The sequence below is a fragment of the Propionibacterium freudenreichii subsp. freudenreichii genome, from assembly GCF_000940845.1.
Taxonomy (GTDB): Bacteria; Actinomycetota; Actinomycetes; order Propionibacteriales; family Propionibacteriaceae; genus Propionibacterium; species Propionibacterium freudenreichii.
Window position 1 is genome coordinate 2024268 of record NZ_CP010341.1, and the last position, 23314, is coordinate 2047581.

Consider the following 23314-nt stretch of genomic DNA (forward strand, 5'->3'; position numbering starts at 1 on the left):
GCCCGGGTGCTTGAGGGGAAGGGCGCTTGAAGGGAAGGGTGCTTGGGAAGATGGCGTGGGCGGGACTGCCCGCGGGACGCGTCACCGTGGACCCGCGGCGAAACCGGGGATCGTCGGCCTGCCGGCGATCCGGGCATTGGGACAGCAATCCGGCGTGCACCAATGGCGCGCGGCAGGGGCGTCGGGGCCGGTGCCCGGCTTGGTGGACAAGGCAGCGACGATCAGGTCGGCCAGCCCCTCGATGAAGACCGGCAGGGTGCCGACGGTGGCCACCCGGGTGAAGGCCATGGAGTGCTCGGCGGCCGTCGCGGCGGCCTCGGTGTCGAGGTCCCAGACCACCTCCATGTGATCGGTGAGGAATCCGATCGGTGAACAGATCACGTCGCGGACCCCCTCGCCGGCCAGGCGGGTGATCACGTCATTGATGTCAGGCTCCAGCCACGGCGTGCGTGGGCTCCCGGACCGCGATTGGTAGGCCAGCTCCCAGGAGGGACGCAGGCCAAGGGCGGCCAGCTCGGCCATCACCGCGTCGATCAGCGCCAAGTGTTGCGGGATGTAGGCGTTGCCGTGCGGACCCGAGGTCTCGGCCATGGCGGTGGGGATGGAGTGGGTGGTGAACACCAGGTGGGCGTCGGGATGATCGGCCAAGGCCGCGCGCAACAGCTGTACCTGGGCGGTGACCAACGCCGGCAGGTCGGCATAGGGGTCGAGCTTGACCACCTGCAGGGCGGGGCGTCCCTCGTCGTCGATCCGGGTGCCGGCAAGCAGCTCCTCGCGATAGGCACGGCATCCGGAGTAGGACGCGTAGGGCGTGGGCACCAGCGTCAGCACCCGACGGATGCCACGGGACTGCAGGTCGGCCAGGGCCTGGTCCATGTAGGGCATCGAGTGGCGGTTGGCGTTGGCGATCGGCACGTCGATGCCCCGTGCCACCAGCGCCTCCCCGAGGGCCGCGGCCAGGGCGCGGTGCTGGGCGTTCACCGGACTGACGCCGCCGAAGCGCGCGTAGTGGTGCTCCACCTCGGCCAGCCGGTCGGGCGGGATGTGCCCGCCGCTGACCCGTTGCAGGAAATCGGGCACCTCCGCCATCGATTCGGGACCGCCGAAACCAGCGACCAGTAGGGCGTCGAAGCTCGTCATCGGGTCTCCGTCCGGTCGGTGGCGGCGTTGCCGGTGGGTGCGCTCGGGGTAGCGGCCAGTGCGGCGTCGATCACCTCGTCGGCGCTGTGCCGGGCGTCGCTGATGCAGTCGGGCAGCCCGACGCCGTGCAGGGCACTCCCGGCAACCGCCCAGGTGGGACGCTGCTCGGCCAGCGTGGAATCGACCACCGCAGCGCGCTCCAGGTGTCCCACGGTGTACTTGGGCATCACCTTGTGCCAGCGGGTGATCTGGGTGAGGCCGGGCTCGCCGTGCACGCCCAGCAGGGGGCGCACATGGTCGATCACCGCGCTGAGCAGCTCGTCGTCGGGGGCGTCGGTGAGCGGGCCGCGCTTGTCGGGGACGAAGACGCGCATCAGCACCGAACCGTCGGGGGCGCGGCCGGCGAACTTGATGGAGCTGGCGGTCAGGCCACTGACCGGGCCGGCGTCGGCCTCGAGCCAACCCTGCGAATCAGGGGCGACGTCGAAGGCGCTGACCGGCCAGGCCAGCGAGACGATCGTCGTGGAGGCCAGGGGGATCTGCGCCAGGGCACGGGCGGCGGCCGGCAGCTGGGGTCGCAGCAACCGCGCCGAGCTGGCCACTCCCCCGGCAAGTACCACCGCATCGGCGGGCAGCACCCGCCCATCGGACAGGTGCACCCCGTCGCGGCCCAGCAGGTCGACGCTGGTGTTCACCAGCAGCTCGACGCCACCGGCACGCAGCTGGTCGACCAGGGCATCGATCAGCTGGCCGAGGCCCCCGCGCAACGTGCGGAAGGGGGATGCGGCCGGGCCGCGTGTCCCCGCTGAGTTGTTCTGGCCTGTGCTGTTCTGGTGCGAGCTGTTCTGCTGCGCGTTGTTCTGGGCCGCCCGCTGCCGGGCCGCGCGCCGGCTGGCGCGTCCGCCGGCAAGGGAGGCGACCATCAGGGAGCGGTGGTCGCGCTCGTTGTCACGCAGGCTCGGCAGCACGGCGTCGAGGCTCAGCTCGTCGATACCGGCACCGTAGATGCCGCCGACCATCGGATCGGCGAAGCGACGCACGATGCCATCACCCAGGCGTTGGCGCAGGAAGGCGCCGATCGCCACGTCATGGTCGGGCAGGCGGCGCGGGATCACCAGGTCGAGCCCGGCGCGGATCTTGTCGGGCCATGACAGCACGGTGGTGGTGACGAAGGGCCACATGCGGGTCGGCAGCACCATGCCCATGCCGGCCGGCATCGGACGCAGCTTGCCGCGCGACAGCAGGCTCACACGGCGTCCCCCACCCGGTGCGATCACCTGGTCGGACAGGCCCAGCTCCTCGATCAACTTCAGTGCGGCGGGCCGGTAGGCGACGAACGAGTCGGGCCCCTGCTCCACCAGGAAGCCGTCGCGCCGGTCGGTGACGACCTTGCCGCCGAAGTGGTCATCGGACTCCACAACGCTGACCCGCGCGCCGCGGGCCATGCCCTGCCAGGCAGCGGCCAGGCCGGTGATGCCGCCGCCGACCACCACCAGGTGGCAGTGCGAGGCATCAGGGCCGGGCGCGTCGGTGCCGGAAACGGTCGGGGTGGGGGTGGTCACACGATCGGTGGTGCTCATTGGTCAGGCAACACTCAGATCGTGTTCGCGCATCTTCTCAGGCACATAGGGGCACAGCGGGTCGGAGGCGAGCGGGTCGCCGGTCCAGGCATAGGCACGGGCCCGCGAGCCGCCGCACCAACGGTCGAATTCGCAGACACCGCAGCGTCCCTTGAACTCCTCGGGACGGCGCAGCTGGCGCATCAGCTCGGTGTCGCGGTAGAGCTCCACGATGCTGCGGTCCTTGACATTGCCCACCGACAGCGGCAGGAAGCCCGAGGGCATGACCTCGCCCAGGTGCGAGATGAACACGATGCCGTTCCCGTCGCGGATGCCGAAGCCACGGGCCGCCGGGCTGTTCTCCACGTCCTCGCGGGTCTTGCCGGCATGCATCATGGCCTGCGCATTGATGCGGCGGTACTGCATGGCCTCGGTGGTCTTGATGCGGAACGGCGAGGTGCGTCCGATCCTGCCCCACTTGATGAGGGTGCGCTCGGCGTCACCGGGGGTGAGCTCGCGCAGCTGGGCACCGCGTCCCACCGAGATGAGGAAGAACAGGCTCCACTGCATGACGTCGTAGTTCTTGAGCAGTTCGTAGACATCGTCGAGGTCCTTGGCGGTCTCGTCGGTGACCAGGGTGTTGATCTGCACGGGCACACCGGCCGCGTTCGCGTCGGCCAGCGCGGTCATGGTGGCGTCGAAGGTGCCCGGCACCTGGCGGATGCCGTCGTGGTGGGCGGCCGTGGAGCCGTCGAGGCTCAACGAGATGGCCTGCACGTCCAGCGCCTTGAGGTCCTTGAGTCGCTGGGCCGACAGCAGCGGGGTGACGGCCGGGGCCAGCGAGACGCCGAGCCCGCGCTGGTTCGCGGCGGCGATGAGCTGGTCGAGGTCGCCGCGACGCATCGGGTCGCCGCCGGTGAAGATCACATGGGGTGCCGGGGAGCCGAAGCCGGCGAACTCGTCGAGCACGCCGAGTGCCTCGTCGGTGGTCAGCTCGCCGGGTGCCGGATCGGGCTGGGCCGTCGCGCGACAATGCCGGCACGCCAGGCCACAGGCAGTGGTCAGCTCCCAGTAGATGATCATCGGTGCGCGGTCGTAGGCCCAGTTGACGGGCTTGACGGAACCGATTCCGGCGGGATGTGACATATCAGTGTCCTTTCGCAGCTGCGGGCGCCTCATGGACCAGGTCGACGATGTGCGCCAGCACATCGGGGTTGGTGTCCTTGGGCACGCCATGTGCCAGATTGACGATGTGGGCGGGCGCGGCGCGTCCGGCGGCCAGCACTGCTGCCACCGCGGCGTCAACCGCCTCGGGCGGGCCGGCCAGCACGGCCGGGTCGATGTTGCCCTGCAGCGGGGTGCGTCCGCCGAGCAGCTCGTTGGCGGCGTCCAGCGTCAGGTCGGCACCCACGCCCATGACGTCGGCTCCGGCGTCGCGCATCGCCACCAGCAGGTGGCCGGTGCCGGTGCCGAAGTGGATGCGGGGCACGCCGAGCTCGCCCAGGGCACGCAGAACGCGTCCGGATGCGGGCTGCACGTGCACCAGGTAGTCGGCCAGCGACAACTCGCCGACCCAGGAGTCGAACAGCTGCACGGCACTGGCGCCGGCCAGCACCTGGGCGCGCAGGAAGGCGATGTCGACCTCGGCCACCCATTCGAGCAGCGCCTCCCACGCCTGCGGATCGTCATGCATGAGCGCATGGGTGCGCGGATGGGTGCGATTGGGGCGGCCCTCCACCAGATAGGACGCCACCGTGAACGGGGCGCCGGCGAAGCCGATCAGTGGCACATCGGGCAGCTGGGCGGTCACCCGTCCGATCGCCTCGCGGATCGGGGCCAGGGCCTCGTCGGTGAGCGTCGGCAGCGCGGCGATGTCGTCACGGCTGCGCACCGGATGGGCCAGCACGGGACCCACGCCCGGTTCGATCTCGACGTCGACGCCGGCCAGCTTGAGCGGCACCATGATGTCGGAATAGAAGATCGCCGCATCCACGCCGTAGCGACGCACCGGCTGCAGGGTGAGCTCGGCGGCCAGGGCCGGGTCCAGGCACGATTCCAGCATCGTGGTGCCCTCGCGGGCGGCCCGGTACTCGGGCAGCGATCGCCCGGCCTGGCGCATGAACCACACCGGGGTGCGGGCCGGACGGTCGCCACGGCAGGCGCTCAGCAGCGCACTGTCGGCGATGGCGCCGGAGTGGCTGGGATGGTCGGCGGGCAGCGCTTCGGGGTAGATCTCCTGCGACAGTGCCCGGCCGCCGAGCAGGCGGGCGGCCAGGGCGGCCACCTCCTGCGGATGGGCCGAGGGACAGGCCTGCACGGTGAATCCGGCCTCGCGGGCGGCGGCGCTGGTGGTGGGTCCGGCGGTGATCACCGCAGTGGACGCCGGAATCGGCGTGCCCCCGGTGAACTCGGCCAGGGCCTGCACGGCACTGGGTGAACGCAGCACGACGGCGCTGAACGCACCGGACGCCAACAGCTCGGCGCTCTCGGGGCGCCGGGCCACCGGATGGGTCTGGTAGATGGCCGAGCGCAGCACGTGCCAGCCGGCACGTTCCAGCGCCTCGGGGAGCTCCTTGCGGGCGATGGTGCTGCCCGGGATCAGTGCCACCGGCGGCAGGCCGGCGTTGTCGGGGTCCCCGGTGATGCGGGGCAGTTCCCGGCCGTTGACCAGCCGGGCCAGCTCGGCGGCATTGGGTGCCATCTGTGCGACCCCGGCGAGCTTGGCAGGCAGCGAATCGCGGGTTGCGGGCCCGGTGCAGAACACGCGCATGCCGCGGTCGACCGCGCCGACGGCCGCATTCTCCAGCGCCGCGACGCCCACCTGCTGCGCCCAGTGCTGCCAGGTGCGCGGCGAGGTGATCAGCAGGATCACCTGGGCCCCGCTCGATTGCAGGAAGCCCGTCATCCGGTGGGCCGGCGCGGAATCGTCGGCGGCACGCACCTCGAGCCAGGGATCGATCGTCGAGGCAAGGCCGAAGCGATCGAGCGCGATGGCGTCCCGCTCATTGCCGTCGGGACGGATGAGCAGGAGGGGGCGGACTGTCATGGGCGCTCCAGAAGCTGTTCGGCGACACTTTCCCCAAGCGCCCGGGCGTCGTCGGTCGGGTCACCCCGGCGCAGGCCGATGGTGCGGGCGACATGGGCATGGGCGACGCCCATGTGATCGGTGAGGTCGGCCATCAGCGTCAGGGAATAGCCCTGCAGCACGCTGTGGGCTCCGATGGCGGTGGTGCAGGTGGCCTGCACGCCGGTGAGCACCTGGCGCTCGGCGGCCACCTGGATGCGCGTGTCGTGGTCGTTGATCTGCGCGACGGTGGCGGCCAACGGATCATCGGTGCGCATCTCGACGGCGAGGGCGCCCTGCGCCGGGGCGGGCACGATCACCTTCGGGTCGATCAGCTCGGTGATCTCGTCGTGCAGGCCGAGCCGCTCCAGGCCGGCGGCGGCGAGCACGGCGGCGTCGACGCGTCCCTCGCGCACCTTGCGGATGCGGGTATCGACATTGCCCCTGATGGGCACGATCTCCAGGTCGTCGCGGTAGCGCAGCAGCGCGCTGGCGCGCCGCGGGCTGGACGTGCCGACCTTCGATCCGGCCGGCAGCTCGTCGAGGCCCAGTGCGTCGCGGCTCACCAGGGCGTCGAAGGCGGCGGCGCGCTGCGGCACGGCCACCACCGACAGCCCGGGCATGGGCGCGAAGGGCAGGTCCTTGAAGGAATGCACGGCGATGTCGACTTCGCCGTCGAGCAGCACATCACGCAGGCGGGCGACGAAGGCCCCCGGGCGCGGCGGCGCCGACAGCGGGATCGACAGGTCGTCGCCGTCGGTGCGCACGATCACCAGTTCGGTGGGCAGCCCGGTGACCTGTTCAATGAGGGCGGCTGTCATGGCGCTCTGCGAGCGCGCCAGCCGCGAACCCCGAGTGCCGATCTTCAGCACGCGGCGATCACCCGAGGCGCCCTGCGGGGTCTGGCTCACGCTTCCACCTCGACACCGAACAGCACGTCCAGGGCGGTCCTGCAGTCCTCGAGCTTGCCCTCCTCGGCAAGCTGCGAGAAGCGCACCGTGGGGGTGTGCATCATGACGCCGATGGCGTGGCGCAGCGACCGTTCGACGGCCTGCACCACCTCGGGTGACTCGTTCTCGCGCACGCGTGCCAGTTCATCGTCGACGAGCACCTTCGCATGCTGGCGCAGCGCCGTGACGAGCGGATCGGCGACCCTGGCGCGTTCCTTGGACAGATGGGCGGCGACACCCTGGGTGACCACGCGTTGTGCCTCCTCGATCACGGCGGACTGCAGCTGTGCGGTGCGCGAGCTGACATCGTCGAGTCGCACCAGGTGCACGCCGGGCAGTTCGGCGGCGGCCTCGTCGACATCGCCGCCCAGCGAGAGGTCGATCACCGACAGTTGCCGGTCGGCGTTGCGCGCCAGTTCCGGGCGTGCGGCCGACAGCGTGGTGCCACTGAGCACCACCCCGTTGCCCGAGCAGGTGATCACCAGGTCGGCCGATTGCAGTGCCCGGTCCAGGCCATCGGACGACACCGGCGTCACCGGATGGTGTGCGGCGAATTCCTCGGCGCGTCCCGATGCCGACCAGCACTCGATCTCGCCGACCCGTCGGTCGGTGAGCTCGGCGACCACCACACGGGCGAATGATCCGGTGCCCATCAGCAGCACGCGCGCGCCCCGCAGGCCGCCACGCCCCATGGCCAGGTCGAGTCCGACGCCGGCGGCGGAGCGTCCCACCGCACCCAGCGAGGTGGACGAGGCGACCGTGCGCGAGACGCGCAGGCAGTCGTGGAAGAGCCGGTGCAGGCGCGCGGTGCACTGGCCCCGGTCGGAGGCCAGCTCATAGGCACGGCGCAACTGGCCGGCCACCTGCTTGTCGCCGACCACGGCGGAACACAGTCCGGCGCCCACCTCGAACAGGTGGCAGATGGCGGTGTCGTCGCTGCGCACCTCCAGTCCGGCCAGCGCACGGGGATCGACATCGGGGGCGAGCTCGCGGATTCCGGCCTTGGCCAGCCCGAGCAGACGGTCGGGGTCCACGGCATCGGTGGCATCGACGATCAGCTCATAGCGGTTGCACGTGGACAGCAGGGCGGCCCCGGCGATGCCGGGTTCGCGTCCCATGACCGTGAGGGCCAGCTCGTCAGCCGGCGCCAGCGAGGCAAGGGCTGTCAGTGGCGCCGTAAGATAGTCGACGCCGACGAGATGGATACGCACCCCCGCATGCTAACCCGCAATTCGCCGAGAACGGCTGTCTCCAAACACGCTCGTCGGTTGGCTATGCTCCCGCGGGCGGGCAGCCACGAGCGCCGGGACGCGTTGCACCGCCGATTTCAGGCGTGCGACGTGCGTCGGACGTTTCACCCGATCGGCAATACTGAACGGGTACGCCGTTGATGAACAATCTTCAGGAAGTTGGGCCCCCATGTGCGGTTACATGAGCTTCATCTCCACCGAAAGCCTGCGCGACGAGCGCGTTGACCAGGTGCGCGAGGGGATGAAGCAGTGCCGGCACCGGGGCCCCGATGACACCAACATCTGGCACGACGAGCACACCTGCTTCGGCTTCAACCGGTTGTCGATCATCGACATCGACAACTCGGGGCAGCCGCTGAAGTGGGGCCCGCCCGAGACCCCCGACCGCTACTGGATGGTGTTCAACGGCGAGGTCTACAACTACCTCGAGCTGCGCGAACGCCTGGCCGCCGAGGATGGCGCCGTGTTCCACACCGAGGGTGACGGCGAGTCGATCGTGGCCGGCTACCACTACCACGGGGCCGAGTGGGTCAACGAGCTGCGCGGCATGTTCTCGTTCGTAATCTGGGACTCCCAGGAGGACGTCGCCTTCGGTGCCCGCGACCCGTTCGGCATCAAGCCCATGTACATGGCGAAGGTCGACGACGGCTATGTCTTCGGCTCGGAGGCCAAGTCGCTGCGCGCACTCACCGGCACCGCACAGGTGAACGTGCCCGAGCTGCAGCACTACCTGGTGCTGCAGTACGTGCCCGAGCCGGCCAGCATGGACCAGGACCTGTCCAAGATCGAGTCGGGCTGCTCGTTCACCCTGACGAACGGCGAGCTCACCCAGACCCGCTATTTCCATCCTGACTTCCAGTCGATCCCGGTGAACAACACCCGCGAGCAGCGCGACCTCTACGACCGCATCCTCGAGGTGCTCGACGACTCGGTGGCCAAGCACATGCGTGCCGACGTCACGGTGGGCGCCTTCCTGTCGGGCGGCATCGACTCCACCGCGATCGCCGCGCTGGCCAAGCGCTACAACCCCGACCTGCTCACCTTCACCACCGGCTTCAAGGTGGACGGCTATTCGGAGGTCGACGTGGCCGACGAATCGGCCCGGGCGATCGGCGTGGAGCACATCACCCGCTGGGTCACCGAGGAGGAGATGACCAAGACCCTGCCGTTGATCGTCTGGTACCTGGACGATCCGGTGGCCGATCCGGCCCTGGTGCCGCTCTACTTCGTGGCCAATGAGGCCCGCAAGCGGGTGAAGGTGGTGCTGTCGGGCGAGGGTGCCGACGAGCTGTTCGGTGGCTACACGATCTACCACGAGCCCCTGAGCCTGCGTCCGCTGGAACGACTCCCCCACCTGCTGCGCCGCGGCCTGGCCGCGGTGGGACGCGCCCTGCCCGACGGGATGCGCGGCAAGGACATGCTGCGCCGCGGCACCCTCGACATGGAGGACCGCTACTACGGCAATGCGCGCATCTTCCGCGAGGAGCAGCTGCCCGGCCTGCTGCGCACCTACGACCCCAATATCTCGTTCCACGATGTCACCGACCCGATCTACGCCCAGTCGAAGGGCTGGGATCCGGTGCAGCGGATGCAGGACATCGACCTGTTCACCTGGCTGCGCGGCGACATCCTGGTGAAGGCCGACAAGATGACGATGGCCAATTCGCTCGAACTGCGCGTGCCCTTCCTCGACAAGGAGGTGTTCGAGGTGGCCCGCCACATTCCCCTCAGCGAGAAGCTGGCGGACGGCACCACCAAGTACGCCCTGCGCAAGGCCCTCGAGCGGGTCGTTCCGCCCCATGTGCTGCACCGCCGCAAGCTCGGCTTCCCGGTGCCCACCCGTGTGTACCTGCGCGGCGATTCGTACGCCTGGGCGCGCGACATCATCCTCAACTCGCCCACCGACGAGTACATCAACCCGCAGGCCGTCATGAAGCTGCTCGACGAGCACCGCGACGGCGTGGCCGACCACTCGCGCCAGATCTGGACCGTGCTGGTGTTCATGCTGTGGTTCGACATCTTCGTGGCCGGCACGGTCACGCCCGAGGTTCCGCACCCGCAATACCCCGTGCGCCTCTAGCCGCGCACCGGCAGCGCCGGCCGGGCGGGCCCGACCCGCTCGGCCTGCCGCCGAGGGGTCGAGCCGTGGGACCGTCCGTGGCGCCTTGCGGGCCGCAATACATTGGGGCCTGCATTACGCGAAAGGACTCCCATGCCGAAACTGCGCTCAAAAACCACCTACGAGGGACGCCCCATGGCGGGCGCCCGTGCCCTGTGGCTTGCCACGGGTATGACCGAGAACGACTTCGGCAAGCCGATCGTGGCGATTGCGAACAGCTATACCGACTTCGTGCCCGGCCATGTGGGCCTCAAGAACGTCGGATCCATCGTCAAGAAGGCCATTGAGGCCGCCGGTGGCGTGGCCAAGGAGTTCAACACCATCGCCGTCGACGACGGCATCGCGATGGGCCATGGCGGCATGCTCTATTCCCTGCCCAGCCGCGAGGTGATCGCCGACTCGGTGGAATACATGTGCAATGCCCACCAGGCCGACGCGCTGGTGTGCATCTCGAACTGCGACAAGATCACCCCCGGCATGATGCTGGCCGCGCTGCGGCTCAACATCCCCACCGTGTTCGTCTCCGGCGGCGGCATGGAGTCGGGTCGTCCCGTCAAGCGCGACGACGGCACCGACACCACCCGCCTCGACCTGATCGACGCGATGACCGCCTCGGCCGACCCGTCGGTGTCCGACGACGAACTGAAGCGCATCGAGATGTCGGCCTGCCCCACGTGTGGCTCGTGTTCAGGCATGTTCACCGCCAATTCGATGAACTGCCTCACCGAGGCGATCGGCCTGTCACTGCCCGGAAATGGCACGACGCTGGCCACCTATGCCGCCCGCAAGCCGCTGTTCGAGCAGGCCGGCGCGCTGGTGGTGGAGCTGGCCAAGCGCTACTACGACGGCGACGACGAGTCGGTGCTGCCGCGCGCGATCGCCACGCGCGATGCCTTCGCGAATGCGATGACGATGGACATCGCAATGGGCGGATCGACCAATACGATCCTCCACCTGCTGGCCGCCGCCCAGGAGGGCGAGGTCGACTTCACCCAGGAGGACATCGACGAGCTGTCCCGCCGGGTGCCCTGCATCTGCAAGGTGGCCCCGAACAGCTCGCAGTACTTCCTGGAGGATGTGCACCGTGCCGGTGGCATCCCGGCGATCCTGGGCGAGCTCAACCGCGCCGGGCTGCTCCACGACGAGGTGCATTCGGTGCACCATGCGTCGCTGCAGGGCTTCCTGGACGATTGGGACGTGCGCGGCGGCAAGGCGAAGCCCGAGGCCTTCGAGCTGTACAAGGCGGCCCCCGGTGGTGTGCGCACCACCGAGATGTTCACCTCCACCAAGACCTATGACGAGCTCGACACCGATGAGGTGAACGGCTGCATCCGCTCGGTGGAGCATGCCTACACCACCGACGGTGGCCTGGCCGTGCTGCACGGCAACATCGCCGTGGACGGCTGCGTCGTCAAGACCGCCGGCGTGCCCGAGAACCAGTACGTCTTCCGTGGTCCGGCCGCGATCACCGAGAGCCAGGAGGAGGCCGTCGAGGCCATCCTGAGCAAGCGGATCAAGGCCGGCGACGTGGTGGTCGTGCGCTACGAGGGCCCCAAGGGCGGCCCGGGCATGCAGGAGATGCTCTACCCCACCAGCTACCTGAAGGGCGTAGGGCTCGGCCCCAAGTGCGCGTTGATCACCGATGGTCGCTTCTCCGGCGGCTCCTCGGGCCTGTCGATCGGGCACATGAGCCCCGAGGCGGCCTCGGGTGGCAACATCGGCCTGGTCGAGAACGGCGACATCATCTCGATCGACATCCCGAACCGCACGATCAACGTCGAGGTGAGTGACGATGAACTCGCCAGGCGCCGTGCAGTGCGTGAGGCCAAGGGTTGGGTGCCCGAGAACCGCGTGCGTCCGGTGAGCAATGCGCTGAAGGTGTTCGCGCTGCTGGCGCAGAGTGCTGACAAGGGTGCTGCACGTCGGCAGTTGTGATGCTCTCCACGTGACGGACCTTGTGTCCGCACAATGGCTCGGCACGGGTGTGGGCCGTCGAGACGCTTGTCCTGAAAATCTTACGGACTGCGCCGCCTCGACGGCCCGCACCCTTTTCGTGTGACGGAACAGATCCCTGCGGGGATACCTGATCGGCCCGGGGAGGGGTCTGCGAGACACCCGACCGGCTCCGGGGAGGGGTCTGCGAGACGCTTGTCCTGAGAAGCTTACGGACTGCGCCGCCTCGCAGACCCCTCCCCTTTTGCGGCAGAAACACTTCCCGCGGGCCACATACGCCGCCCCGCAGGCCCCTACCCTCTTGTCGAATCAGCCGAGGAGGAGCCTGGCGGCGATGGCGAGCATCATCACGCCGATGGCGGCGTCGATCACGCGCCACACCGAGGGCTTCGACAGCGGGCGGGACAGGGCGCGGGCACCGAGGCCGAGGGCGGCGAACCACAGCGCCGAGCCGAGCATGGCCCCGCCGGCGAAGGCCCAGCGGGTGAGCCCGGGATGTTGGTTGGCCAAGCCGCCGAGCATCACCATCGTGTCCAGGTAGACGTGCGGGTTGAGCCAGGTGAGTGCCAGCGTGGTGCCCACGATCGGACGCAGGGCCCCGGCGTCCGGGCCCTGACCGGTGAGCGCGTCGTCGGACTGGGGACGCAGGGCGGAGCGGAAGCTGCGCCAGGCGAACCAGCACAGGTAGGCGGCACCGGCCCAGGTGAATGCGGTGATCACCCAGGGCGCCGACGTCACCAGGGTACCCATGCCGAGCGTGCCGACGCTGATCAACGCCATGTCGCTGGCAATGCACAGCGCCACGATCACCCCGATGTGCTGGCGGCGGATGCCCTGGCGCAACACCCACGCGTTCTGGGCGCCGATGGCGGCGATCAGCCCGAGCGATGTCGCCAGGCCCGTGGCAAGGGTGAGCACACGGTGAATCTAGGGCCCCGCGGCGGTGCGGGGCGGGCGGGTCCCGTCTGGTGGTCGTCGCCGGGGCCGTCCTCCCGCCAGCACCTCTCCGGGAGCGCAACCGCGGACCACGGGCGCACGCCGTCCCCGAACGCGCCACAGCGGCTCCCCCGGTCGGTCGGGGAAGCCGCTGTGACAGCTCGGTACGGGGGTCGTCGCCCGGCGCCCGGGCTGTGGGGCCCCAGCGAGCGGGGTCGGGCAACCGGGTCAGGCGAACAGTTCCTTCTCGATGTAGTCGCGGGCCATCCTGCCGTACATCAGCGGCTTGGCGATCTCGGGGTCCTGCTCGGCCTCCACCAGGATCCAGCCCTGGTAGCCGTGGTCGATCAGGTAGCGGTAGACCGTCGGGAAGTCGATGATGCCGTCACCGGGCACGGTGAACATGCCGGCCAGGAAGGAGTCGAGGAAGGAGCGCTCGGCGGCCTTGGACTCGGCCAGCTTGCGCGGACGCACGTCCTTGAAGTGCACGTGCTTGATGCGGTCGATGTTCTGCTCGAGGATCGCCATCACCGAGCCGTCGCCGACGTAGGCGTGGCCGGTGTCGAACAGCAACGAGACCTTGCTCGGATCGGTCATGTCCATGAGTCGCTTGGTCTCGTCGGCTGTCATCACCACGGTGCCCAGGTGGTGGTGGTAGACGAGCTCCATGTTGTGCCTGTGGGCGATGTCGCCGAGCACTTCCAGGCCCCTGGCGAGCTGGGTCCACTCGGCCTCGCTCATCACCGGCTTGTTGGAGAAGATCGATACATCGCGGATGCCCTGCACCGAACCGGTCTGCTCGGAGACCACCACGCGCGGGGCGTTGACATATTCGAGGTTGGCGCAGGTCTGCTCGAAGTCCTTCGCCACGGCATCCACGCCGTCGCGCACGATGAACGACGAGAACCACTGGGCGGCGATCTTCTCGTCGCGGGCGTCGATCTCCTTCTTCAGCACCTCGGGGCTGGGGAAGAAGCCGGCGCACTCGGTGCCGGCGAAGCCGAGCGTCACGAGGTCGTCGAGCAGGATCTCGAGCGTGTTCCACTCCCCCACCTCGGGGATGTCATCGTTGCGCCAGCTGATCGGGTGCATGCCCCAGGTGAGGCCGTTGGGGTCCTTGATCGCGGTGTCTGGGGACAGCTTCTTTGCCATCGGTTCCTCCTGAGTGGGCGGATCACGCGATGGTGGATCCGCGGCTTGTTTCGGTCGTGGGACGTTCGTTGTCTCGCTGGCGGCGGCGAGGGGCCCGCCGTCAGGACTCGTACCGATCATAACCTAATTTGTCCTGACAAAGCTATGTCAGGTTGAAAGGACCCCTCCTGGGTTTCAGGGCATCAGGATGGGCACCGAGCCCACGGTGACGGCCGCCACCACGGCCAGCACCAGCCAGGGCAGGGAGGCGTGCCGGGCCGGCGAGTACGCCGTGCGGTGACGGGTGAAGAAGCAGACCGCCATGCCCACCAGCGAGCTGATCACGCCCACCAGGGCGACCTCGGTGAGGCCGCTGCGACAGCCCGCCACGCCGGAGCAGTAGTGCTCCAGGGCCGGGCTCCAGCTGATGAGGCTGAACAGGGCGAACAGCCAGAAGGCGCCCCAGACCACGATGAACGACTGCCCGAACAGCCTGGTGAAGAAGGCCAGTGAGGGCCGTTGTGGCCGGTCGGGTTCGTTCATGGATCCTCCAGAGATGCCGGGACGCCGTTGGGACGCCATTGGCGCCGGAACAGCAGGGTTCCGACGCCAATGGCCGTATTGGTCGCTGATGACCAGTGTTGCCGGCCTGGCCCGATCAGGCCAATGGTGCCGGCATGGCCCGGTCAGGCCAGGGTGACCGGCTTGCCGCTGCGCGCCGAGTCGGTGGCAGCCTCGGCCAGGCGCAGCGCCTTGATGGCATCGTCGATGCCCGTCGGCGGCTTCGTGCCGTTCTCGACGGCCTCGATGAAGGCCGACAGCTCGAGGCGGTAGGCGTCGGCGTAGCGCTCCAGGAAGAAGTCCAGGTAGGGATCCTGGGCGTCGGTCTGGGTGGCCGACGAGAAGCGCACCGTGGTGGGACGGATGTTGTCGGCAAACAGGGCACCCTCGTCGCCGGCAGCCTCCAGTCGCTGGTCGTAGCCCGAGGCGCAGTGCCGGTTGTTGATGATGGTGGCCACCGCACCGGAGGCAGCCTTCAGGGTGACCACGGCGGCGTCGAAGTCGCCGGCCGCGCCGATGGCGGGATCCAGCACCTGGCCGGCCGCGAAGACCTCGGTGATGTCGCCCAGGAAGAAGCGCGCCATGTCGAAGTCATGGATGGTCATATCGCGGAAGATGCCGCCGGAGACCTTGATGTACTCGATCGGCGGGGCCGCCGGATCGCGACTGATGATGGTCAGCTGCTCCAGGCGCCCGACCTTGCCGTCACCGACGGCCTTGTGGATCGCGGCGAACGAGGGGTCGAAGCGACGGTTGAAGCCGAACATCACCGGCGTGGTGATGGCGTCCAGCTCGGACTCGACGGCGGTGACGTCAGCCATGTCGAGGGCGATCGGCTTCTCGCAGAGCACGGCCTTGCCGGCCTTCGCGGCGGCGAGCAGGTGCGGAATGTGCAGCGGGGTGGGTGAACCGATGATCACCGCGTCGATGTTCGGGTCGGTGAAGATGTCGTCGGTCTGCTTGGCGGCACGGGCGCCGTAGAGCGCGGCCAGCTTCTCGGCGGCATCGCCGACCGGGTCACAGACGAGTTCCAATGTGGCGTCCGGATGGGAGGCAATGGTCTTGGCGTGGACGTGGCCGATTCGGCCAGCGCCGATGACGGCGATTCTCAGCATCGTTGCTGCCTTTCCCGCACAAGCGGAATGAAGTGGATGAAATCGAACGGGTAGACCTCTGTGGAGGGGAGACCTTGGCGGACGACGGGACGGCGTGCCCCGTCGTGCGGGCAGCCATCCGGGTGGATGACTGCCGGTGCGGTCCGCAGGATGGCCGGGGCCGATGGGCGGAGCCGGCACCACGGCTCCGCCCCTGCGGTTCCTGCTGTGAAGTTGTGGGTCAAGCTGTGTTCTCGATCAAGCGGTGTTCTTGGTCAAGCTGTGCTGTTGTGCGTCATGGAGTTGTGTGCCGGGTGCCCCGACAGGCGCCGGATCACGGCTGGGGCATGATCACATTGCGCACGAGCTCGTCGAGGTCGGCGTCGGCCTGCAGGAAGCCACGCAGCGTGCGGCGGGTGGCGCCGAAGGCGTCGAACTCGGCCGGCGTGAGGCCGTCGGGCTCGTAGGCGCGCACGAACTCGGGGATCGACTGCAGCGTCTTCATGATCTCGGGGGCCACCGGCTCGTCGATGCGGTTGACCGGCTTGTAGTCCGACTTGTTGATGATCTCCTGCCAGGCGAACGGCGGTGAGACGACCAGGTCGCCACCCACCAGCTCCGACCAGTGCATGACATTGCGGAAGGCGGCCGACAGCACCCGGGCGCGCAGTCCGCGGGCCTGGAACTCGTGGTAGGCCCGCTTCAGGGCTGCAACGCCGCCCCATTCGAGGTGGCCGGGATCGAGGAACAGGCCGTCGCGCTTGGCGACGATCTTGATCCAGTCGTCCAGGCGTCCACCCATGAGGGTGACCACGGGGCCCATCGTGGAGGTGTCCTTGCCCTCGGCCTCGCGGCGCTTCAGGCCGCGCTCGATGGCCTCGCCGGCGGTGATTGCCTGCGGCACGGTGAACGAGACGGTGACATTGACCGAGACGCCGCGATAGGTGGCGTCCTCGATCGCTGCGATGCCGACCTCGGTGGCCGGGATCTTCACGATGATGTTCTTGGTGAGCTTGCTGAATTCCTCGGCCTGGTCGGCCAGAGCCTTGGCGCTGCGGGCGAGGCGGGGATCGGTCTGGATCGACAGTCGGCCGTCGCGTCCGTTCTCACGCTCGAAGATGGGCTCGAGCAGTGCGGCAGCCTCCAGCGAGAGCTCCTTGACGGCCTGCCAGCCGATCTCGGACTCGGAGGCCTGCGGCATCTCCTCGGCGATCTCGGCGATGCGCGGCAGCCACTTGTCCTTGCGCTTGGTGATGCAGGTGTAGGCGATCGACGGGTTGCAGGTGGCGCCCACGCCGCCGAAGGAGATCGACTGGCGCAGCTCATCGGGATCGGCCGAGTCGTTCCACAGCGCGGTGGGGGTATTGCGGGCAGCCTCGAGCAGGGGCCCGGGCGTGTATTCGATGCTCATGGTTTCCTTCCTCAGTGTGGTCGCCGGTGCCATCCGCGTCGTCTTCGACGGTGGGGCGAACCAACGAGGTCCATTGAACCTTCGACCCGCATGTCATGTCAACTATTTGTCAGGACAACATGAGGAAGCTCACCTGATGCAAGGAACCAGCCACGCAGACGGGCCCTCCCCGGGCCCTGCGCACCGGATGCGGTCAGCGGGTGAACAGCGTCGAATCGAAGCTGTAGCGCGAGGCGCGGTAGGCATGGCGACCCACCTCCACCACCTCGCCCTTGTCGTCGTAGGTGGTGCGCGTCATGGTCAGCAGCGCTGCGCCACGGGGTTCCAGCAGCACCTCGGCGTCGGCCTTGGTGGCATTGCGCGCACCGATGGACTGATGGGCCGTCGACAGGTGGATCTCGCGCTTGCGTAGCAGGTCGTAGAGGCCGCCGGTCTCCAGTTCCTCACTGGTGGGGGCGATGCGGGCCGGCACCAGGTTCGTCAGCAGCGCGATCGGCTCACCGTCGGCATTGCGCAGCCGCCGGATCGACACGATCTCGGTGCCGGTCGGCACCGACAGCCATTCGGCCTCGTCCTCCGTGGCGCCGCGGGTGACATAGTCCAGCACGCGCGTGGTGGGGTGGTGTCCCGCCTGGGCGAGGTCGGCATTGAGGCTGGTCAGTTCCACCGGACGATGCACCTGGGTGGGTGCCACCGCAGTGCCCACGCCCCGACGGCGCACCACCAATCCCCCGTCCACGAGGCGCTGCAACGCCTTGCGGGCAGTGGGACGCGAGACCGCCAGCCGCTTGGCCATCGACAGCTCGTCCTCAAGCCTGGTGCCCGGCTCGAGCGCGCCATCGAGGATGAGCTTGCTGATGGGCTCGGAGATCTGGAAATACAATGGCACGGGGCTGGAACGGTCAAGGCTGACCTTGGGCACATAGACGTCTGTGCGAGCGGCCATGGGTGGGGCTCCCCTCGATCCAATACATGTGTCGCGCCGGGAGCGCGACATCGGGTGGTTGCACGTGGGTGCCACGACGGTCGTCCATGACCGTGATGACACGCCAACAATACGCCATGAGCGTCAGTTGATACTTTGTCATGACAAATAGTTGACCTCGCCAGACCTTCGTGCGACAGTTGTTCCACGACGCATCCGGGCCCCGATCGACCACCGATCCCGCGGCCGGAACATCGCTCAAGTTGTCACCCAAAGACGGGAAGGATCAACGCCGTGGCCACCTCCAGAACCCCCTCCGTGGAAGTCCTCACGATCGGACGCATCGGAGTGGACATCTATCCGCTCGAGATCGGTCGTGGCCTGGAGGACGTGGAAACCTTCGGCAAGTTCCTGGGCGGCAGCCCCACGAACGTGGCCGTGGCCGCCGCCCGCTACAAGCACTCCTCCGCAGTGATCACCGGCGTCGGCGACGACGGCTTCGGTCGCTTCCTGCGCCAGGAGATGCGCCGCCTGGGCGTCTACGACGACTTCGTGGTGACCTCGGAGAGCCTCAAGACCCCGGTCACCTTCTGTGAGATCTTCCCGCCCGACAACTTCCCGCTGTACTTCTACCGCCAGCCTTCGGCCCCCGACCTGCAGCTGCGCCCCGACGACCTGCCCCTGGAGGCGGTCAAGGACTCGGCGATCTTCTGGATCTCGGTCACCGGCCTGAGCGAGGAGCCCTCGCGCAGCACCCACCACGTGGCGCTGGACGCCCGCGATCGCCGCGGCATCACGATTGCCGACCTCGACTACCGCTCGCAGTTCTGGAGCAGCCCGCAGGCCGCCCACGAACAGGTGGCCCGCATCCTGCCCAAGGTGAGCGTGGCCATCGGCAACCGCGAGGAGTGCGAGGTCGCGGTCGGTGAGACCGATCCCGAGCGTGCCGCGGACGCCCTGCTGGACGCCGGCGTCGAGCTGGCGATCGTCAAGCAGGGCCTGCAGGGCACGCTGGCGAAGACCCGCAACGAGCGCGTCGAGATGCCCATCACCCCGGTGGAGACGAAGAACGGCCTGGGCGCCGGCGATGCCTTCGGCGGCGCCGTGTGCCACGGACTGCTTGAGGGCTGGCCCCTGGAGAAGATCATCTTCGCCGCATCCACCGCCGGAGCCATCGTGAGCTCGCGCATCGAATGCTCCACCGCGATGCCCACCGAGCCCGAGCTGCTGGCCGTGATGCGCGACAACCATGACTCCGTGGCGCCCGAACTGGAAGAGGTCTGAGGATGTCCTTGCTGTCCCGGATCGTCGACGTGCGCATGCACCATCCCGAGCGCATCGCCGAGCGCCTGACTGATCGTCCCCGCGGCACGATGCCCGCCGGCGACGAGAAGCTGATGATCATCGCCTGCGACCACCCCGCCCGCGGCGCGCTGTCGGCTGGTGGCAGCCCCACGGCGATGGCCTCGCGCGAGGAGATACTGCAGCGCTGCGTCACCGCGCTGTCGCGTCCCGGCGTCAATGGCTTCCTCGGCACGGCCGACATCATCGAGGACCTGGCCCTGCTGGGCGCCCTGGACGGCAAGCTCGTCTTCGGGTCGATGAACCGCGGCGGCCTGGCCGGCGCCTCCTTCGAGATGGACGACCGACGCACCGGCTACGACGCCCGCGGCGTGGTGGCCTCGCACCTCGACGGCGGCAAGATGCTGCTGCGCATCAACTATTCCGACGACGCCACCGCCGCCACGCTGGCCTGGTGCGCCAAGGCCGTCGACGAGCTCGCCGAGGCCAGGGTGATGGCCATGGTGGAGCCGTTCGTGTCCCGCTGGGACGACGGGCGCGTGGTCAACGAGCTGTCACCCGAGGCCGTGATGACCTCCATGACGATCGCCTCGGGCCTGGGCCGCACGTCGGCGTACACCTGGCTGAAGCTGCCCGCGGTGGACAACATGGAACAGGTGATGGAGGCCTCGAGCCTGCCGGCGCTCATCCTCGGTGGCGCGGTGAACTCCGATCCGGCGAAGGCCCGCGAGTCCTGGCGCAGGGCGTTGGCCCTGCCCACTGTCAAGGGACTGGTGATCGGACGGTCCCTCCTCTTCCCGCCCGGCGACGATGTTGCGGCGGCTGTCGACGAAACGGTAGGTCTGCTTGCATGAGTGACAACAACGAAGACATCTACGTAGCGGCCAACTCCTCCGGCCACGGCGACTTCTCGGTGGACATCTCCCCCGAGCGCGCCGGTTGGGGATTCTCGGGCCTCAAGGTGCTCAACCTCGCCCCCGGCGAGAAGCAGGAACTGGCCACCGGACCCGACGAGATCCTGGTGCTGCCGCTGTCGGGTTCCTGCGATGTCACGGTGGACGGCAAGGACTACCACCTCGACGGACGCAGCGGCGTCTTCGCCGAGATCACTGACTTCCTCTATGTGGGCCGCAACGAGGCGCCGACCATCACCTCGAAGGACGGTGGCCGTTTCGCGCTGCCCAGCGCGCGGGCCTCACGGGCCCTGCCGACGCAGTACTACGGCCGTGACAAGGTGCGCGTCGACCTGCGCGGTGCCGGTGACTGCTCGCGCCAGGTGAACAACTATGCGCTGGCCAATGGCGTGGAGACCTCCCACCTGCTGTGCTGCGAGGTGCTGACCCCCGGCGGCAACTGGTCGTCATATCCGGCGCACAAGCACGACGAGACCACTGCCGACGAGCGTGAGCTCGAGGAGATCTACTACTTCGAGATCGCCCAGGGCCCCACCGGCGAGGGCTTTGCCTTCCACCGCACCTATGGCACCCCCGATCGTCCGATCGAGCTGACCAAGGAGGTGCACTCCGGCGATGTCGTGCTCATCCCGCACGGATATCATGGGCCCACCGTGGCCGCTCCCGGTTACGACCTCCACTACCTCAATGTGATGGCCGGACCTGCCGAGGACCTGGTGTGGATGTCCACCGATGATCCGCACTACCACTGGATTCGTGACACCTGGGAACACGAGGCGATCGATCCCCGGCTTCCGATGGCGCACTGACCACCGCATTCCCCCGTCTCCAAGAACACCGGGGCCCTCCCCGTTACTGAAAGCACTGGGCTCCCGCCCCAGGTCACTGACACTGAAAGAAGGCACGACGTGAGCAACGAGGCATACTCCGCGACGATCCGGCTCACCACGGCTCAGGCGACGATCCGTTTCCTGACCAACCAGTACTCGGAGCGTGATGGCGTCGAACAGCGGCTCATCGCGGGCGCATTCGGCATCTTCGGCCACGGCAATGTCGCCGGCATCGGCCAGGCGCTGTTGCAGAACGAGATCGACCGTGACGAGGGCGAGGGCGCGATGCCCTACATCATGCCCCGCAACGAGCAGGGCCAGGTGCATGCCGCCGTGGCCTACGCCCGCACCAAGAACCGCCTGCAGACGATGATGTGCACCGCCTCGATCGGACCGGGCTCGCTCAACATGGTGACCGGCGCCGCGCTGGCCACCACCAATCGCATCCCCGTGCTGCTCTTCCCCTCCGACCAGTTCGCCAACCGCATCCCCGACCCGGTGCTGCAGCAGCTGGAGGACCCCACCACCCTGGACGTGACGGTCAATGACTGCTTCCGTCCGGTGTCGCGCTTCTTCGACCGCATCAACCGTCCCGAGCAGCTGATCCCCTCGCTGCTCAATGCGATGCGGGTGCTCACCGACCCGGCCGAGACCGGCGCGGTGACCGTTGCCATGCCCCAGGACGTGCAGGCCGAGGCCTTCGACTGGCCGGTGGAGTTTTTCCGCAAGCGCGTGTGGCATGTGCGCCGTCCGGTGCCCGAGCCCGCCGCGCTCGACCGCGCCGTGGCGCTGATCCGGGCCGCCAAGCGTCCGTTGGTGATCAGCGGCGGCGGCACCATCTACTCCGAGGCCCCCCAGGAGCTGCGCGAGCTGGCGACCAATACCGGCATCCCGGTGGCCGACACCCAGGCCGGCAAGGGCGCCATCAGCTTCGAGAACCCCGCCTCGGTGGGCGGTGTGGGATCGACCGGCTGCGACGCCGCCAACCACCTGGCCGACAAGGCCGACCTCATCATCGGCATCGGCACCCGCTATTCCGATTTCACCACGGCCTCGAAGACCCAGTTCAAGAACCCCGACGTGAAGTTCGTCAACGTGAACGTGCGCTCCTTCGACGCCGCCAAGGAATCGGCCGAGATGGTGGTGGCCGATGCCCGCGAGACGCTGCTGGCGCTGATCGACCGGCTGGCCGACTACCACGTGGATGATGCCTACACCGACGAGATCCATGCCGAGCGCAAGGCCTGGTTCGAGGTCACGCAGCGTTGCTACCACCTGGACCACCAGCCGCTGCCCGCCCAGACGGAGGTCTTCGGCGCGCTCAACGAGCTGATGGGCCCCGAGGACATCGTGATCAACGCGGCCGGCTCGATGCCCGGCGACCTCCAGGCACTGTGGCAGGCCAAGACGCCCACGCAGTACCACGTGGAGTACGCGTTCTCGACCATGGGCTATGAGATTCCGGCGGCCATGGGCGTCAAGCTCGCCCGCCCGGAGTCCGAGGTGGTCTCGATCGTCGGTGACGGCACCTACCAGATGCTGCCCGCCGAGCTGGCGACGGTGACCCAGGAGCACATCAAGGTGATCTACGTGCTGCTGGACAACTACGGCTACAGCTCGATCGGCTCGCTGTCGGAGTCGCACGGCTCCCAGCGCTTCGGCACGAAGTACCGCGAGCGCGGCGAGGGAAGCCACCTGGACGACACCGAGCACGTGGTCGGCGTGGACATCGCGGCGAATGCCCGCTCGTGGGGCATCGAGGTGCTCGAGGTGCACACGATCGAGGAGTTCCGGGCTGCCTATGAGCAGGCCCACGCCTCCGATCGCGCGACGATGATCCACATCGAGACCGACCTGTACGGCCCCAACCCGCCCGGCTCGAGCTGGTGGGACGTGGTGGTCTCGGAGACCTCGCGCCTGGAGTCCACGCAGCAGGCCCGCGCGCAGTACGAACAGGATCGGCGCCCCCAGCGCCACTACCTGTAGGACCACCGGCCCCCGCGGCCGGATTGTGAGCACGTCAGCCCTCATCGGCTGATCGTGGTGGCCATGACGGCTGCCACCGGCTCATGGCGACGATCGCAAGGTCGTCGCGAACTGCAGGCTGGGACCCAACCGTCGCAGCCTGCGGGAGGAAGCAACACCGGGCGCGCAACCCGGGGCAATGGAGACCCC

At 68.5% G+C, this 23314-nt stretch carries 18 protein-coding genes and 1 pseudogene; 6 read left to right on the forward strand and 13 right to left on the reverse strand.

Annotation, left to right across the window (positions count from 1 at the left end):
* Window positions 1-81 precede the first annotated feature (81 nt).
* The 7 genes and pseudogenes from hemH to RM25_RS08900 all read right to left on the reverse strand — a co-directional run bounded on the left by hemH (window position 82) and on the right by RM25_RS08900 (window position 7924).
* A complete protein-coding gene (hemH, locus tag RM25_RS08875) occupies window positions 82-1140 on the reverse strand; it encodes a ferrochelatase (RefSeq protein ID WP_044636334.1) in 1059 nt (352 codons plus the stop codon).
* Entirely contained in the window at window positions 1137-2720 is a 1584-nt protein-coding gene (gene hemG / locus RM25_RS08880) for a protoporphyrinogen oxidase (RefSeq protein WP_044636335.1), read from the reverse strand. Before hemG ends, hemH begins: the two co-directional genes overlap by 4 nt.
* Window positions 2721-2723: 3 nt before the next feature.
* The gene (locus RM25_RS08885; protein WP_044636336.1) at window positions 2724-3845 is read right to left on the reverse strand and encodes a TIGR04053 family radical SAM/SPASM domain-containing protein; all 1122 of its coding nucleotides are present in this window, start codon (window positions 3843-3845) and stop codon (window positions 2724-2726) included.
* Window position 3846: 1 nt separating this feature from the next.
* Window positions 3847-4917 carry a uroporphyrinogen decarboxylase gene (gene hemE, locus RM25_RS13270; protein ID WP_257009061.1) on the reverse strand — a complete coding sequence of 357 codons (1071 nt, stop codon included), beginning with the start codon at window positions 4915-4917 and terminating at the stop codon, window positions 3847-3849.
* Between the two features lie 90 nt (window positions 4918-5007).
* Window positions 5008-5745: pseudogene (locus RM25_RS13275) on the reverse strand (uroporphyrinogen-III synthase); the annotation flags it as partial.
* Entirely contained in the window at window positions 5742-6674 is a 933-nt protein-coding gene (gene hemC, locus RM25_RS08895) for a hydroxymethylbilane synthase (RefSeq protein ID WP_044636337.1), read from the reverse strand. The gene hemC and the pseudogene RM25_RS13275, both read right to left, overlap by 4 nt.
* Window positions 6671-7924 (reverse strand): glutamyl-tRNA reductase, encoded by a 1254-nt coding sequence (locus tag RM25_RS08900; RefSeq protein WP_044636338.1) that lies wholly within the window; start codon window positions 7922-7924, stop codon window positions 6671-6673. The genes hemC and RM25_RS08900 overlap by 4 nt, the downstream gene beginning before the upstream one ends.
* A 208-nt stretch (window positions 7925-8132) precedes the next feature.
* On the opposite strand from RM25_RS08900, the gene asnB reads away from it, so the two are divergent.
* Window positions 8133-10043, forward strand: coding sequence for an asparagine synthase (glutamine-hydrolyzing) (asnB, locus tag RM25_RS08905; protein WP_044636339.1), 1911 nt, complete (start codon window positions 8133-8135; stop codon window positions 10041-10043).
* A gap of 132 nt (window positions 10044-10175) precedes the next feature.
* Entirely contained in the window at window positions 10176-12017 is a 1842-nt protein-coding gene (ilvD, locus tag RM25_RS08910; RefSeq protein WP_013161744.1) for a dihydroxy-acid dehydratase, read from the forward strand.
* Between the two features lie 327 nt (window positions 12018-12344).
* Here ilvD and RM25_RS08915 read toward each other — a convergent pair whose 3' ends face one another.
* From RM25_RS08915 to RM25_RS08940, 6 genes are all read right to left on the reverse strand, one after another.
* Window positions 12345-12953, reverse strand: coding sequence for a LysE/ArgO family amino acid transporter (locus RM25_RS08915; protein WP_044636340.1), 609 nt, complete (start codon window positions 12951-12953; stop codon window positions 12345-12347).
* A gap of 246 nt (window positions 12954-13199) precedes the next feature.
* Window positions 13200-14123, reverse strand: coding sequence for a myo-inosose-2 dehydratase (iolE, locus tag RM25_RS08920; RefSeq protein WP_044636341.1), 924 nt, complete (start codon window positions 14121-14123; stop codon window positions 13200-13202).
* Between the two features lie 174 nt (window positions 14124-14297).
* Window positions 14298-14645, reverse strand: coding sequence for a hypothetical protein (locus RM25_RS08925; RefSeq protein WP_013161747.1), 348 nt, complete (start codon window positions 14643-14645; stop codon window positions 14298-14300).
* Between the two features lie 143 nt (window positions 14646-14788).
* Complete coding sequence (gene iolG, locus RM25_RS08930) at window positions 14789-15778, reverse strand: inositol 2-dehydrogenase (RefSeq protein WP_013161748.1); 990 nt, start codon at window positions 15776-15778, stop codon at window positions 14789-14791.
* A gap of 313 nt (window positions 15779-16091) precedes the next feature.
* On the reverse strand, window positions 16092-17168 hold the full coding sequence (locus tag RM25_RS08935) for a transaldolase family protein (RefSeq protein WP_013161749.1): 1077 nt from the start codon (window positions 17166-17168) through the stop codon (window positions 16092-16094).
* Between the two features lie 193 nt (window positions 17169-17361).
* Window positions 17362-18114, reverse strand: a complete 753-nt coding sequence (locus RM25_RS08940) for a GntR family transcriptional regulator (RefSeq protein ID WP_013161750.1) — start codon at window positions 18112-18114, stop codon at window positions 17362-17364.
* Window positions 18115-18387: 273 nt separating this feature from the next.
* Here RM25_RS08940 and iolC point away from each other — a divergent pair, with 273 nt between their 5' ends.
* The 4 genes from iolC (at window position 18388) to iolD (ending at window position 23125) form a co-directional block, all read left to right on the forward strand.
* Window positions 18388-19377 carry a 5-dehydro-2-deoxygluconokinase gene (iolC, locus tag RM25_RS08945; protein WP_013161751.1) on the forward strand — a complete coding sequence of 330 codons (990 nt, stop codon included), beginning with the start codon at window positions 18388-18390 and terminating at the stop codon, window positions 19375-19377.
* A gap of 2 nt (window positions 19378-19379) precedes the next feature.
* Window positions 19380-20249 carry a Cgl0159 family (beta/alpha)8-fold protein gene (locus RM25_RS08950; RefSeq protein ID WP_013161752.1) on the forward strand — a complete coding sequence of 290 codons (870 nt, stop codon included), beginning with the start codon at window positions 19380-19382 and terminating at the stop codon, window positions 20247-20249.
* The gene (gene iolB / locus RM25_RS08955; protein WP_044636343.1) at window positions 20246-21118 is read left to right on the forward strand and encodes a 5-deoxy-glucuronate isomerase; all 873 of its coding nucleotides are present in this window, start codon (window positions 20246-20248) and stop codon (window positions 21116-21118) included. Before RM25_RS08950 ends, iolB begins: the two co-directional genes overlap by 4 nt.
* 99 nt (window positions 21119-21217) lie before the next feature.
* Entirely contained in the window at window positions 21218-23125 is a 1908-nt protein-coding gene (iolD, locus tag RM25_RS08960) for a 3D-(3,5/4)-trihydroxycyclohexane-1,2-dione acylhydrolase (decyclizing) (protein WP_044636344.1), read from the forward strand.
* Window positions 23126-23314 lie beyond the last annotated feature (189 nt).

What these genes read in the sequence shown, in the direction of transcription:
- hemH (WP_044636334.1), bottom strand. Translation starts at nt 1,140, where the DNA reads ATGACGAGCTTCGACGCCCTACTGGTCGCTGGTTTCGGCGGTCCCGAA.
- hemG (WP_044636335.1), bottom strand. Translation starts at nt 2,720, where the DNA reads ATGAGCACCACCGATCGTGTGACCACCCCCACCCCGACCGTTTCCGGC.
- RM25_RS08885 (WP_044636336.1), bottom strand. Translation starts at nt 3,845, where the DNA reads ATGTCACATCCCGCCGGAATCGGTTCCGTCAAGCCCGTCAACTGGGCC.
- asnB (WP_044636339.1), top strand. Translation starts at nt 8,133, where the DNA reads ATGTGCGGTTACATGAGCTTCATCTCCACCGAAAGCCTGCGCGACGAG.
- ilvD (WP_013161744.1), top strand. Translation starts at nt 10,176, where the DNA reads ATGCCGAAACTGCGCTCAAAAACCACCTACGAGGGACGCCCCATGGCG.
- iolE (WP_044636341.1), bottom strand. Translation starts at nt 14,123, where the DNA reads ATGGCAAAGAAGCTGTCCCCAGACACCGCGATCAAGGACCCCAACGGC.
- RM25_RS08925 (WP_013161747.1), bottom strand. Translation starts at nt 14,645, where the DNA reads ATGAACGAACCCGACCGGCCACAACGGCCCTCACTGGCCTTCTTCACC.
- iolG (WP_013161748.1), bottom strand. Translation starts at nt 15,778, where the DNA reads ATGCTGAGAATCGCCGTCATCGGCGCTGGCCGAATCGGCCACGTCCAC.
- RM25_RS08935 (WP_013161749.1), bottom strand. Translation starts at nt 17,168, where the DNA reads ATGAGCATCGAATACACGCCCGGGCCCCTGCTCGAGGCTGCCCGCAAT.
- RM25_RS08940 (WP_013161750.1), bottom strand. Translation starts at nt 18,114, where the DNA reads ATGGCCGCTCGCACAGACGTCTATGTGCCCAAGGTCAGCCTTGACCGT.
- RM25_RS08950 (WP_013161752.1), top strand. Translation starts at nt 19,380, where the DNA reads ATGTCCTTGCTGTCCCGGATCGTCGACGTGCGCATGCACCATCCCGAG.
- iolB (WP_044636343.1), top strand. Translation starts at nt 20,246, where the DNA reads ATGAGTGACAACAACGAAGACATCTACGTAGCGGCCAACTCCTCCGGC.